This is a genomic window from Cohnella lupini, assembly GCF_003386205.1.
GTDB lineage: Bacteria > Bacillota > Bacilli > Paenibacillales > Paenibacillaceae > Cohnella > Cohnella lupini.
In genome coordinates this window covers 1-14,913 of sequence record NZ_QRDY01000008.1, presented here as the reverse complement: position 1 = coordinate 14,913, position 14,913 = coordinate 1, and the positions used below count along the sequence as shown (strand labels likewise).

Genomic DNA, 14,913 nt, shown 5'->3' with positions numbered 1-14,913 from the left:
ACTCCTGAAAATGATGGCTCGTCGAAATCATCGCCCGCTGAATCGAACTCCTTGGTATTCCAATAGGCCATGCAATTTATCGATGGATATATCCTGCATCGAGCAGGAATCTTCTATCGATACAGCCGCCGCAATACCCGCAGCCTGTCCCATCGCGTAACAGGTCGCTTGAACGCGCATCGACGACATAGCCACGTGAGTCGCGGAGATCGCTCTTCCCGCTACGAGCAAATTGCCGAACTCCGCGGGCACCATGCAGCGATAAGGAATATCGTAGCCGTCGACCTTCCGCTCGTCGGTCGTTTTCTTCGCATCCGGGCTATGAATGTCGATCTCGTAATTGGTCTGTGCGACGGCATCCGGAAACCGCGTTCCGTTCACCACATCGTGCTCGCTAAGGGTATAAAGTCCCCGAATTTGATTCGTTTCCCTGACTCCGGTCTGCGGAGCGATATGGGCTAAAGCATACGTCTCGAACCCTGTTCTCTGTAAATAATTCACGATCGAGAACACTTGCTTCAGCGCTTCCGCCTCCGCGTAATTGACATCCTTAATTATAGCTCCGTTCGCTTTAACGCGCGACATATTGACGAGCAGCGTGCCGTCGTTATTGCGCTCCCAATACAATCTTCGTCCTTGCGGCAGATCGGATTCTTCCTCGTATCGATAGCAGCCTTCAGGCAATAGGGGAGTTACGGGTTTGCCCGTATTCTGCATCGTGAACATCAAGGTCATCGGCTGCGTTAAGCCGTCCTCTTCCCTGCCGGTACGATAAGGTACGCCGGCATCGATCGCCACCCTGGCATCGCCCGTGCAATCGATGAAGGTCTCTCCCTCGAACGCTTTCAAGCCTTCTCTCGTCGATACGACGACGGCCTGAATTCGTCCATCCTTATGAATCGTACCGACGAATTCGCAATGGAAGAATACCTGCACTTGCTCCTTCTTCATCTTCTCGTTCAGATATTGGCGAAGCAAGAAAGGAGAATATTGCGGGTCGATAGACTCATGATGACCGGACGGCAAATATTCCGCCAGCATCTCCGAGACGATCTCCCGATAGATGCCGGTCACGTTGCCAACGGGCATAAAGATGCTGACATTACCCAGCGTTCCCATGCCACCCAGCTGCGCCGTTTTCTCCAGCAAAGCAACCTTCTTGCCGCAGCGCGCAGCGCTAATCGCCGCGGCGGTACCTGCCGGACCGCCTCCGATAACGATGACGTCCGCTTGCATATGCGTCTCGATCCGGCGTTCGAATGAATAACTCTCCTTGAGCATGGAAGGCTCTCCTCCAATGAAAGAAGCGGCAAGCGATTTGCTTACTCGCCGCCGCTTATTTGATTTTGATTTACTTATTCGCGTACCAATCGTTAACTTCTTTCGCGCTTGCTTCTTCGCCTGCCGCTTTATACTTAGCTTGGAAGGCTTCCAGCCCCGACAAATCTTCGGCGCCCGCAATCAGCTTCACCGTATAGTCGGTGACCATTGCTTCCAACTGCTGATTGCTCTTCGAGTATTGCTGCATGTAAGGAGCAAGTCCCAACACGTTCTGTATTTTTACCTCGTCCGGCTGTTTGTTGTTAAGGGTATCGAACGCTTCGAACATGACCGGATTTTTACGAACGCGAGCTTGCCAGTACAGCGGGTAGCTTTGCTCGTCCGCGCCCGACATGAAGTTATTCGCCAAATTGCGCTCGTCGTTGAAAGCAGGAAGGATTGGCGTGTAAGCATCGTTTTCGGCCGTATAATGCTTACCTTCCTCGCCGATAGCCAGATTCTTGAACGTTTCCGGCTCCAAGCTTGCGTTAATCCATTTGATGGCATCTTCCGGATGCTTGGAAGCTTTCGGAATGATCGTCAACCGATCGAATCCCGCGTTAGAAGAGAATCCGGCTTTGCCCGCAGGTCCTTTCAGAGCGGGTACGAAGGCGAATTTCGCGTCCGGAACGTTCTTAGTAAGCGCGTCGGAGATCGTCGGAATATCGGCCCAGTGAACGATAATCGCGCCGGCTTTGCCGCTGTTGAACTTTTCTTTGGCCGTAGCGTCTTTGTTGGCGACGTACTCTCTATCCAATAGACCTTGCTTATACAAGTCCGCTACGAATGCGACGTAATCCTTGTAAGCGGGATCCATAAGCCTCGGAACCAATTGTCCGTCTACTTCGTTCCAAGTATTCGGCATCCCGAACGCGCCTACGATGTTGTCGAACATCGCTTGGTCGCCTTTGCCCGTCAACGCAACGTTCTGATCTCCGTTGCCGCCCGGATCTTTTTCCTTGAATGCTTTAAGCACCGCAACCAATTCATCCGTCGTCGTCGGCATTTGCAGGCCTACCTTCTCCAGCCAATCCGTACGGATGAGAATACTGCTATTGATGTCGTAAGTGACCGAGGTCGGAATCGCGTAGAGCTTACCGTCGACCTTAAGCGCATCGATCGATTGTTGCGAGATAGCCGCTTTGATGTTCGGACCGTATTGGTCGATCAGAGGCGTCAAGTCTATCAACGCGCCCTTCTGGGCATAGTCCGAGTAAAGCGCCATATCGCTGAACATCGAGACGAGATCGTACGATTCGCCGGATGCCATCAGTAGATTAAGCTTCTCCGTCCAATCTTGGGGAAGCATGTCGTATTGAACCTTATACCCCGTCTTCTCTTCCAGCATCTTCGCTACCGGATAAGCATTGTAGTCTTGGTCTTGCCAGACTCCCAATCTCTTTAAAGACGGCTTGTCCTCCGGCGATGCCGCCGGGCTGCCCGCTTCCGACGATACCGCGGAACCCGCCGGGCTTGCCGCGCCCGAAGCGTTCTCCCCGTTGTTGTTCGATGAACACGCTGCCAATAACATAACCATAAGCGAAGCCATTACCATTGCGATGACGAACCTAGAACTTTTTCTCATTTCATGACCCTCCTGGATGTAATGTTTATTATATATCATTAATCTATCGGGGATTCCCGAGAGAGTTAACGCGATGGAACTCAGCCTTTGACGGAGCCGATCAGAACCCCTTTATTGAAGTACTTCTGCAGGAACGGATATACGAGCACGATCGGAATGGTCGAAGCGATGACCGTTGCCGATCTGACCCCTTCCGGAGGAACGTTCATCAGATTGTCGGTGCTTCCGTTCAAGGCCGATGAAGTATCCGCGTTAATGACGATATCCTGCAAATACAATTGAAGAGGCTTCAACGACATGCTGTTAATGTAGAGCATGGGGTTGAAATAATCGTTCCAATAATAGACGGCGTAGAAAAGCCCGATCGTCGCCAGCACGGGACCGCTGAGCGGAAGGATGATTCGGAACAGAATCGTGTAGTTCCGTGCCCCTTCGATCTTCGCGGACTCCTCCAGGCTTGGCGGCAGGCTCTCGAAGTAGCTCTTGATAATCAGCAGATTGAACACGCTGATCAATGCCGGCCATATGAGGGCTCCCAAATCGTCGATTAAGCCTAGCTGGCGGATGAGCAAATAGTTAGGAACGATGCCCCCGTTAAACATCATCGTGAAGATGAACAGGACAATGACGATGCCCATGCCGGGAAGCTCCCGCTTCGATAACGGATAGGCGGTCAGCGCCGTGATGAGCAAGGACGCCACCGTTCCGATGACGACGATCAGTACCGAATTAAATAACGAACGAAGAAATTGCTCCGAGGTGATGACGAATTGCATCGTATCGAGCTGGAACCCGACCGGGAAAATCCCGACTTTGCCCGAGACGATCGCCCACTCTACGCTGACCGACTTGGAGAGTACGTTGGCGAACGGAAGCAACGTTATTAATCCCAACGCGATCAGAATGAGGTAAATGCCTCCGTCCAACGCGAGATCTCCGAATTTCTTACCGCGCATGATCCTTTCGCCTCCTACCAGATGCTTCGTTGCAGAAATTTACGACTGAGGCTATTGCCGATCACGATCAGCAGGAAGCCGACTGCGGAATTGAATAATCCGACCGCCGTGCTGAAGCTGTAATCCTGCTGGCCCAGACCCATTCGATACACGTACGTTCCTATGACGTCCCCATTCTCGTAGACGAGCGGATTGTACATGGTCAAGATTTGCTCCGTTCCGGCGTCCAGCAAGCTACCGATTCGCAGGATTAACATGAGCATGATGATAGGCAGAATGCCCGGTAACGTGATCGATATCATCTGTTTGATCCGGCCGGCGCCATCAATGGACGCGGCTTCGTATTGCTCTTGCTCTATTCCCGCGATCGCCGCGATGAAGACGATGGCGTTCCAGCCGATTTCCTTCCAGCCTGCCGTGAATACGACGATGCTGCGGAACAGGTCGTTGTCGGTCATGAATGAAATCGGCTGCCCGCCAAGCGAGCGAATGACTTCGTTGACGATCCCGCCGGACGGGGAGAGGATGTTAAGAAACAGCCCCGAAATGATGACCCACGAAAGGAAATGCGGCAAATAAATAATCGTTTGAATCGTGCGCTTGAATAACATTTTCCTGACTTCGTTCAGCAGAAGCGCGAGCACGATCGGAATCGGGAAGAGAATGACGATTTTGTACAAGCTGATCAGTAACGTATTCGCGAGCACCTGCAGAAACTCGTCGGAATGAATCAGCTTCTCGAATTGCGCCAGTCCCACCCAATCGCTAGCGGCCACTCCGGCGAAAATGTTGAAATCCTGAAAGGCGATTATGATGCCGTACATTGGCGCGTATTTGAACAATAGGAGGAATAAAAGCCCGGGAACCAGCAACGCATACAGGCCGAGATTTCCGCGGATCAGCTTCCAGCGGCGGCTTCCCGCTCCGATGCGAGCGGCTGGCGGCGTAGCGGCTTTACTCAATGTCATCACCTTCTTGTCTCTGTCGTTTCTTCATTTTAGAGAATCGGCAAGCGCGTGAGTAGCAGTCAATCCTTCGATTTCTGGTCGTATTCTATAAAGTTTGCGGGGTTAAACAAGAGAAACGGCTTCTTCGTCCTAGGGACTTGGCAGCCAAGAAAAACGGTTTCGCCGTCCTTGGGACGGCAGGTTACGTTTTTATCGAGCGGTCAGTTGAGTATAAATAGTGCTTCGGCGAAGTTGAGGCCACGAGGAACAAATTACCCGGTCTCGACGGGTTATTCGGTGAAATTGGGGCCGCGAGGGGCAAATTACCCGGTCTGGACGGGTTATTCTGCGAATTTGAGGCCGCGAGGGATTAATAACCCGGTCTGGACGGGTTATTCCGCGAAGTTGGGGCCGCGAGGGATTAATAACCCGGTCTGGACGGGTTATTCGGCGAAATTTGGGCCGCGAGGGATTAATAACCCGGTCTGGACGGGTTATTCCGTGCAAAAAAGACGATCCTCGGTGGATCGTCCATTGAAAGCCCGCAGGCGCCTTAAGCCCTGAGAGCGCGTATCGTATTTCCCGCATAGAAGGAGCCCTTGAGCCTGACATGCTCGTACGGCAGCAGCGGATTGGCTATTCTCCTCAGCATCAGCTCCACCGCCCGCTCTCCCGCTTCTCTCACGAGCAGTATCGGGCGGGACATATCGGGGTAAAACCGATTTTCCTCGTTCTCCATCCCGACCAACGAGAAGTGCTCCGGTATGCTTAACTTAAGAATACGGGCAGCCGTATATACCCACTCGGCCAACCCCGGAACGACGCTAAGAATGGCCGTATATTGTCCGGAGCTCAGCTTCCCGCATAGATGGTCCATCCAGACGTCCCGGTCAGCGGCAAACCCGATGACATGCTCTCCGGGATCGGCCAAGCCTTCCAAGCCGAGCATCTCCGTCGCCGCCGCGAACGCCTTCCACCTCAGGCGAAAGCCGCGGAGCGGCTCGATATCCACGACGTACAGGATGCGGCGATGACCGCGATCGTACAGCTCCTTCACCGATCGATGAACCGCGTATTCCACGTCCCAGATGACGCTGTCCACCTCCGCCAAATCGGACGGATAGTTGATCAGCACCTTCGGAATCGGCAGCTTCAGCAGCGCGGCCTCCATCCACTCCGGTATGGCGGCGGTCAGAAACAAGCCGTCCACGAAAGCCAAGTCGTTCGCGTTCAGCAACTCGTCGAATTCCGATTGTTCCGATACCGCAGCCGGAACGATGAGCGGATGTAGCGAATGCCCGAGTTCCCGGAGACGGAGGTCCACCCCTTCCAACTGCAGCCGATGAAAATTCGTATCCCCGATGACGAGCATCGCGAACCTCCGCGGCTTGGCGTTCGCCCACGGTATTCGCTCCGCGGACATGCCCGCCTCCTGCTCCTTCGTCCGGTAGCCGAGCTCGCGCGCCCGATCGAACACCGTCTTCCGGGTCGCCTCGGACATACCCGGCAATCCTCTCAGCGCTTTGGACACCGTATGAATCGTCAAGCCCAAATCCTCGGCGATCGTGTATAGGGTAATCGTCTTCTTCCTAGGCATGCTGCTCCCCCTAGTAAACCCGTTATCGATAAATGTAACTAAATTGAAACTATATTCTAAGCGCTTTCTTACCTAGAATGAAGGCGTTCTCATAGATTGGCAACCCTCAAATTAAATCAAGGAGGAAGATGATGATGCAACTCTTCAAGAAAATGAAGCGATTAACCGCAATCTTGTGCGCGGTTCTCATGTTATTAACCGTTGTTCCGGCAAACCTTGCCACCGTCTCGGCAGCGGGGGACGATCCGGCCTCTCATTCCGGCGCGCATATGCTGCAAGCGGCGCTTAAGGGCGAATCCGGCAACTGGGCTTACGTCGAGCAAGAGGTGGACGGCATTACCGCGAATACGGATTACACGTTCGGCATATGGGCGAGAGGCAGCGGGATCGTGACTTTGAAAATAGCCGCGGCCGGTTCTACCGTATCCTTCACGCGCCTGGTCGCAACGGAGGAATGGAGCTATTATACCGTCGATTTCAATTCCGGAACGCGTTCCGGCAAAATGACGTTTTCGATCGTCGACAGCGCGGCGACTGCTTTCCCGCAAAGCCAGGTAGCAGGATCCATGTACATCGACGATGCTTTCTTCGGAGCGCAAAGCACGGGCGCCAATCTCTTGCAGAACCCCGGCTTCGAGGCGAGCACGGACGGCTGGAACAAGCTGCTGAAGGACGTTTTCTCCGTCGTCGAAGGAATCCCGGAAACCGAGCCGCCGGAGGAGCCGGTCGAGCCGGAAGACCCTCCCGTCGACACGACCGTTTACACGGGAACGCATTCGCTGAAAGCCGACCTCGCGGGTTTGCCTAGCCTCTGGGCATATCTTACGCAGAGAGTGACGGGGATTAGCGCGGGCACGATCTATGAATTCGGAATGTGGGTCAAAGGCGACGGCGCGGCAACGATGAAAATATCGAAAGGCTCGAGCTCCGGCAGCGCTTTGAAGTTCGTCCGGCAAAAAGCGACGGGCGATTGGGTCTATTGGAATGCCGAGTATACGGCGGCATCGAACGAGGACCTATACTTTTCCATTTATGACAGCGCTTCCGTTCCCGGTTCGGGGATTACGCAAGCCGAAGCGCAAGGAACAACCTATATGGATGACGCGTTCTTCGGAGTAAAGGGGACCGCGGTTAACCTATTGATTAATTCCAGCTTCGAAGCCACGGCCGGGCTCGCGGAATGGACGGTGGCTAACAATAGCGCCCCTCCGGTCTTCTCGGTTGCCGAAGGAATCGCGGAGAACGATGACCCCCAGGAACCGGGCGACCCTACCGATCCGTCAGATCCGACGGATCCTCCTAGCGAACCGCCGACGGAACCGGACAATACGCCGAACATGCATACCGGCAACCGGTCTATGGAAGCTAAACCTAAAGGTAAGAAGTCCGACTGGAAAACCGTCACTCAGCAGGTAAGCGGCATAACCGCGGATACGAATTACGAGTTCGGCGCTTGGATCAAGGGCAGCGGAGCCGTCACGATCAAAGCCGCCAAAAGCAACGGGGACAACATTCAATTCATAAGACCGAAGGCCACGAGTACTTGGTCTTACGTGTCCGCGAGCTTTAACTCCGGTACCTATTCGGGCACCGTGATTTTCTCGATATCCGATAGCGCCGGCAACGTCCTCCCCGAAGCGGAAGCAGCAGGAACGATGTACTTGGACGATCTCTTCTTCGGCATTCCGGTGCAGACGAATCTGCTTACGAACAGCGGCTTCGAAGAGCAGCTGAAATATTGGGGCGGCGACAAAGGCACCGTATTTACGCGTTATCCGAATCAATCCGACAACCCTCCGGCGCAGCAGTACGACGGCGTAAACAACCTCGGCGTTTATTCCTGGGACCGGAACCCGGACGGAGTAGCCGATTTCGGCGAATGGATCGGCAGAACCCCTACTCTCGCCGAAGACTTCCTCGAGCAGAATACATGGTCCGACCTGGAAGGCGGAAACCGTCTGGCCGCATGGGAGGATTCGCCCTTTGCCGGGAGCATGTTATGGGCTGCCTATCCTTTTCCGAAAACGGGCGGAAGTCTGGCTGCCGCGGCAAACGGCGACTATAACGACCACTATAGGCAATTAGGCGAGAACCTTATCGCCGCCGGAATGGCCAACGCCACGATTCGCTTCGGGCATGAATTCAACGGCGGCTGGTATATTTGGTCGGTCGGCAACGCCAACAATCCCGACCACCTGCAGAAATGCTTGGATTTCGCGGAAGCCTTCCGCCAATTCGTAACGACGCTTAGAAGCATCGAGGGCCAACAATTCAAGTTCGTCTGGAACCCGGCGACGGCCATCTGGGGCGTCGATCTGGAAGCCGCGTTCCCCGGACGGGATTACGTGGATTTCGTCGGGATCGACCACTATGATCAAACCTGGGCGCAAAGCGGCGGATCCCCTATTTACGGAGCGGGCTATGCTAACGCGGACCCGGCCGAGAAGTTAAGAAGGCAGCAGTTGGCTTGGACCTCGCAAGTAAACGACGGCAACTGGGGCCTGAATATGATCGCCGCTTTCGCCGCGGATCAGGGCGTTCCTCTAGGCATATGCGAGTGGGGTCTGGCGACACGGCCGGAAGACGGAATGGGAGGCGCGGACAATCCCTATTTCATCGAGAAGATGCACGAATGGATCGATAACAATAACGTAGCGTGGCATGTCTACTTTAACGTATCGGCAAGCGATGGCGATCATGATTTGTACGATACCGTCGCTTTCCCCCAAGCTTCGGCGAAATTCGGTGAGCTATGGAATCCGAACGGAGCACCGGACACCTCTCCGGCTATCGAGCCTTCCGACATTGACGGAATCGGCGACACTTACGTGCAAATCGAAGGAGAAGACGGCGTTCTCTCGGGAAGCGCGAATAAGCTTCACGGCGATCCGTGGGCTTCCGGCGGACGAATCGCGCTGATGTACAGGTCGGGAAATTCGCTTTCCTTCGGGAACGCCAACAAAGCCGACGACGGCATCGCGATCGTGTATCAAGGCTGGCAATCCGACCAGAAGGCTTCTCTGTACGTCAATAACGTTCTAACGAAGAAGAATATACTATTCCCGCAGCACGGCCGTTCGTGGTCGGATAGCTACGGTTATGTCGTCATCGATGACGTTCAGATTCCGGAGGGAGCGACCGTCAAGCTGCAAATCAATCCGGACGACGTGCTCGACAACTTCGATAGCTTCAAAGTCGACTATATCTTGCTGCTGGGCGCGACGGGCGAATACGTCAAGCCGGACGGCACGGGCGACGGTTCCGGCGACGAAGACTGGGAAGAGATCCAGAAGCCTTCCCGGACTTCCTATACGCATAGCGGCAACTGGGCATTGACGGCAAACGTCAAAGGCACCGGCGACACCAACGGCTCCAGCTACTCCGCCCAACCCACATTGACGGCGGGAGTCAATTATACATTCGGCGCATGGATCAAAGGCTCGGGTCGCATGGCGCTCGTCATTCAGAACACGACCTCATGGGCGGAGGTGCTCGTTGCGCCTTTCGAAGCCTCGGCGGACTGGAAATACGTATCCGCGACCTACACTCCGACGACTACCGGAAAATACAACATCAAGATCGGAGATCGTAGCTCGGGCAGCCATACCGGCCGCGTTTACATCGACGACGCGTCATTGGCGGCGACGGACGGCAGCGCCAGCCTGATCGCGGAAGATTTCGAGGACGGAGGCGCGAAATGGTGGCATCCCGCCAACCACTTCGCGGCGATCGATTATTCCGCTCCAGCCGGAAGCTCCAATGCCCATAGCGGAAGCTGGGCGATGAAAGTTACCGCCTCGCCGGAAACGGCCGGACTGGAAACCCTCCTCTCCCCCGCTATTCCGATCGCGGCGAATCAAACCTATACCTTCAAGCTATGGGCGAAGGGCAATGCCGACTTCTCGGTTCGGCTATTGAACGCGAACGATCAGCAAAGTCTGGCCGAGCATAGCTTCTCCTCGCTCTCCGGACAATGGGAAGAGAAAACCTTCTCGTTTACGGCCGCCGCGTCGGCTAACGCTATTCTTAAGATCGTTAACGAAAGCAGCGAAGGCGCGCTCTACCTCGACGACTTCCTTCTGCATGCGGAAGGTCGCAATAATACGTTGCCTAACCGCGATTTCGAGCTCGGCAAGTCGAATTGGGAAGAAAACGCGGCTTTTTCCATCATCGATTTCAATGAGCTCATTCTTTCCGAAGGCTTGATCGACGAGCTGGGCGGCTTGGATTCAGCCGAACAAACGTCCAATATTCGCATCGATGCCGCGAATCCTGCCTGGTACGGCGGCGACATCGCCAGGGCAGCCCGCGTCGGAACGGGAGATGGTTATCTGGTATACGATTTGAATTCGGACATCAAGTCCGTTTCCGTTTCCTTATATGCGGACGGCGGGATTGCCCCCTCCCCTCTCTCGGTTTCCGTCTCCCAAGACGGAAGCGAGTATCAGGATTTGGCGTTAACGGCGGATACTTATGCGAATACGGCGAAGTCCAACCTGCCTCTTACTATTTACGAGAGCTACGACATTCCCGAGGGCATGACTTTGCTGAAAATCACGATACCCGACAATGCAGTTCCGGACTCCGTCCAGATTTCGGAGATCGCGATTAACGCTACCGCCGCGCCGGTCACGGCAACTCCGGGGTCGGGAGAGATCGAGCCCGGGCAATTCATCGCTCTGAGCACGATTGAGCCCGACGGCGAAATCTACTACAAAATAACGGGAAGCCAAGCCAAGACTTTGTATCAAGCGCCGATCAAGCTGGATTCTTCCGCGACCTTAACCGCATGGACGGAAAAGACGGGCAAGAAAACGAGCTTGACCAGAACCTTCTCGTACATCAACGCGGATGAAGTGATCGTCGATCCATACGGGCAAATCCGCTCGGCCGAATTCCCGGGGAAAATTAACGACGACGAGGAATTCGCCCAAGCCTCCATCGACGACGAGGAGTTTACCGCCGGTCTGACCGCTCCTGGCGGCCGGGATTCTTACGGCGGGTTGGCTGGAAGCAAAGACGTCCACGGGCTGCGGGAAACGGGATTTTTCCATATCGGGAAGCTCGACGGCAAGTCGGTCATGGTCGATCCTCTCGGCAATCTGTACTTTAACTTGGCGGTCAACGGCACGGGATACGTGGATGAGACCTTCACCGTTGTCAACGGTCGCGAATCCGTATACGAGTGGCTTCCGGGCAAAGACGGACCATTCAAAACCGCTTACGACGGGAACGGGAACTTCTCGTTCTACGTCGCGAACCTGATTCGCCGGACCGGACAGCCCTTTAACCAGGCGCAATACTCCGCGGACAGCGTCGACTTCGTGAAGTCGCTCGGCTTTACCGGACTTGGCGCTTGGTCCAACGCGAGCGGCATGCCGGATCTTTCATGGCTTCCGATGCCGAGCCTGAAAATCGGGGACACCGAATTGTTCGATATTTTCCACCCGGATATGTTGAACCAGATGGACGTCAAATTCAGCGCACTGGCGAATAACGCGAACGATACGGAATTGATAGGTTATATGTTTGCCAACGAGCTTCCCTACAACAAGCTGAAGTCCGCCGTTCCGGCCGCCAACGCTTCCTCCGGAAGCAAGGTTAGGCTCGTGGAAATGCTCGCGGCGAAATACGGCACCATCGCGGGCTTTAACGCCGCATGGGATCTGAGCTTCGCAAGCTTCGACGCGCTCAAGAACGGATCCTTCGCCGCTAAGACGGAACTCGCCACGCGAGATATGGACGACTTCACGGAAATCTATCTGGATGAGCTCTACAAGCAAATCGCTTATTATACGAGAAAGTACGACCCTAATCACTTGGTCATAGGAGACCGTTGGCTGGCCAACGTCATGAACGACAGCAAGCTGCGGGAATACTTGGCCGAATACGCGGGCAAATACCTAGACGTGCTCACTTACAATTACTACACTTATGACTTGAATCTTGAAGTGCTCGAGCGCCTATATGAGCTTGCTGGAGAAACGCCTTTTATTATGACGGAGTTCCATTACGGAGATCCGACGACGGGCCTTACGTTCGCCGCAAGAATGGCGGAAGGCGAGCACGAGAAGGGCTTGATGTACAGCAACTACGTCGAGAAGGCGGCGGCATCGGGCTTTATCGTAGGGACGAACTGGTTTACCTTCCTCGATCAAGCGCCTACCGGAAGATGGTTTCAAGGGCTTAACGGCGAAGCCGGAGCGATCGGGCTCGTTAACGTCGCGGGACGTCCCTATCGGGACTTCTTGCAATCGGTATCTACGACGAACGCCAAAATCTATGACCTCATATTGGGAAACGCGAGTCCGTATCAGCATGAATTCAAACCGGGACAAGTCGATCGAGCCTCCGACAAGGTGCTTGACGTGACGAAGGCAGGAGCCGCTCCGACGATTGGAGATTTCGATACGGAATGGGCGGATGCGGTCACTCAGAACATTACGGACGTCGATCTTGTTCTCGGATTGATGCAGCAAGGAATCGGAGCGCAAATGAGTCTGACTTGGGACGACGAGAATTACTATATTCGCGCGCATATCGATGATCCGACGCCGATGCAAAGCCCGAACGTCATCAAGGCGAACACCGTACCCGCCGCGAAGGCTTACCTATGGGCCGGCGATGCGGTCGAATTGTTCTTCGGCCCGAATAACGTGAACGACGGCGGCTCCATGCAGTATAACGACAGCCAAATATTGTTGGCGGCTGCCGTGGACGACAATGGCGACACGCAAACCGCTTTTTATTGGACCGGCTATCGGGAGCAGGAACAGCCCGTTATCGATATGGCGGCCCGAATGGATGCCGACGGCAAAGGGTACACGATCGACGCGAAGATCGCTTTCGCGGATATCGGCGCCACCGCTATCGGGGACGGTACGGTTATCCGCTACGACATGGGCATGGACGAAGGCGGTGCCAAAGGGCGCGAACGTCAATTTTTCTGGAACGGCGTAGACGGCAATTCCACGAACAGGGAAAAGTGGGGCAAGATCGTTCTGACGGACGACGAGCAGACCGATAACGGCAACACTGGCGACGATAGCGAGGACGAAGAAGACGGAAATAACGAAGAAGTAGATAGCCCTACCGATGTTAACGACGTTAACAATAGCAACGATGGCGGAAATCCAACGAGTGATTCGATTGTTATCGACGCTAACGGAAAGATGATCGATGCATTGGATTATAACGAAGCAGCCAATGAATATACGGCTGAACTAACCCCTGTCGACGGAAAAGCCTACTTGACGATTTCGGGAAAAGCTTTGGGAAGCCTCGCGGCTTCGAAACCGAATTCCGTCATAGATATAATGACACCTTTCGGCGGATATGGCTTGCCGACGAATTTAGCCGAGATTACGAACGGCCTATCGGATCTGCTGGTAGCTCGCAAGCTTACAAAGGATGATATCAGCTTTAAAGTGACTTTAACGGACGCGTCCACCGATACCGCGGTTAACGAAACGGTTAGCCGACTTTATCCGAGCGGCAAAGTATTCGCCGGCGTGAGCTATACGATCGAAGCTATCGATAACGGCACGGGAGAAACGGTGGCGACGCTCTCTCGATTCGACGACTCCATAGCAAGATCGATTCGCCTTCCGGACGCAACGATCGACGAACAAGGAAAGGAAATACCCTTCTCGCTACCCGAATGGTTCGGCGTCTGGAAAATCGACGAGACCTCGAACGACTTAATATTCGTTCCTCATCTCGTTAAAGAAATCAATGGCGTGAAATACTTGGTTATCGAATCTCTCACGAATAGCACGTATGTCGTTGCGGAGAACCATGTCGAGTTCGCCGATGTGGCAAAAGGCAAATGGTATACGGAAGCCATCGAGCAAGCAGCCGCCAAAAAACTCGTCGTCGGCGTCGGCAACGGAAGGTTCGCCCCCTCCAAGGCGATCACCCGAGCCGAGTTTACGCAAATGGTAATCAACATGATGCAGCTCCCGGACGCGGACGCGAATACGAAAGCCTATAGCGATGTTCCTGCGACCCATTTCTTCTCCAACGCCATCATGAAGGCGAAATCCGCCGGCTTGCTCGATCGGGTAACGACAAGCGATGGCGGCAAGTTCAAGCCGACTCAACCGATCTCGAGGGAAGAAATGGCAAGCATCCTATCCGCGGCGGCTGCATACGACCATGTCGCTGCGCCGACGGCTAGCGTTGCACTTACTTCGCTATTCAAAGACGGCGGAAGCATCGACGAGAATTATGCGGATGATGTACTGCTCATGTATAAGCTTGGATTCATGCAAGGCGTCTCCTCGGACAGCTTCGGTCCGAAAGCCGTATCCACGCGCGCTCAAGCGGCTACGGTATTGATTCATGCAGCCAAGCAGTTCGGCTTGATCGACTAGCCGAACCAAACAAACTAAACCCCACATCCATCACGGGATGGTATTATCCCCTTCAGGTAGACACTCGAAAAAAACCTTATGTTATCATGAGGAACGAGTGAACTTGAAGGGGATATTTTTATGGCTAAAAAGG

6 protein-coding genes are annotated in these 14,913 nt (G+C 54.3%); 1 reads left to right on the top strand and 5 read right to left on the bottom strand.

Annotation, left to right across the window (positions count from 1 at the left end; translation table 11 throughout):
- Positions 1-27 precede the first annotated feature (27 nt).
- The 5 genes from DFP95_RS15050 to DFP95_RS15030 form a co-directional block, all read right to left on the bottom strand.
- Positions 28-1,281: an FAD-dependent oxidoreductase gene (locus DFP95_RS15050; protein WP_115993474.1), complete on the bottom strand. Its 1,254-nt coding sequence runs from the start codon at positions 1,279-1,281 to the stop codon at positions 28-30.
- A 70-nt stretch (positions 1,282-1,351) separates the two neighbouring features.
- Positions 1,352-2,905, bottom strand: a complete 1,554-nt coding sequence (locus DFP95_RS15045; RefSeq protein WP_115993473.1) for an extracellular solute-binding protein — start codon at positions 2,903-2,905, stop codon at positions 1,352-1,354.
- Between the two features lie 80 nt (positions 2,906-2,985).
- The gene (locus tag DFP95_RS15040; protein ID WP_115993472.1) at positions 2,986-3,861 is read right to left on the bottom strand and encodes a carbohydrate ABC transporter permease; all 876 of its coding nucleotides are present in this window, start codon (positions 3,859-3,861) and stop codon (positions 2,986-2,988) included.
- 14 nt (positions 3,862-3,875) lie between these two features.
- Positions 3,876-4,829, bottom strand: a complete 954-nt coding sequence (locus tag DFP95_RS15035) for an ABC transporter permease (RefSeq protein ID WP_115993471.1) — start codon at positions 4,827-4,829, stop codon at positions 3,876-3,878.
- A gap of 532 nt (positions 4,830-5,361) precedes the next feature.
- Positions 5,362-6,405: a LacI family DNA-binding transcriptional regulator gene (locus DFP95_RS15030; protein ID WP_115993470.1), complete on the bottom strand. Its 1,044-nt coding sequence runs from the start codon at positions 6,403-6,405 to the stop codon at positions 5,362-5,364.
- Between the two features lie 128 nt (positions 6,406-6,533).
- Between DFP95_RS15030 and DFP95_RS15025 the strand changes: the two genes are divergently transcribed.
- The gene (locus DFP95_RS15025; RefSeq protein WP_115993469.1) at positions 6,534-14,780 is read left to right on the top strand and encodes a carbohydrate binding domain-containing protein; all 8,247 of its coding nucleotides are present in this window, start codon (positions 6,534-6,536) and stop codon (positions 14,778-14,780) included.
- The last annotated feature ends 133 nt before the right edge of the window (positions 14,781-14,913 follow it).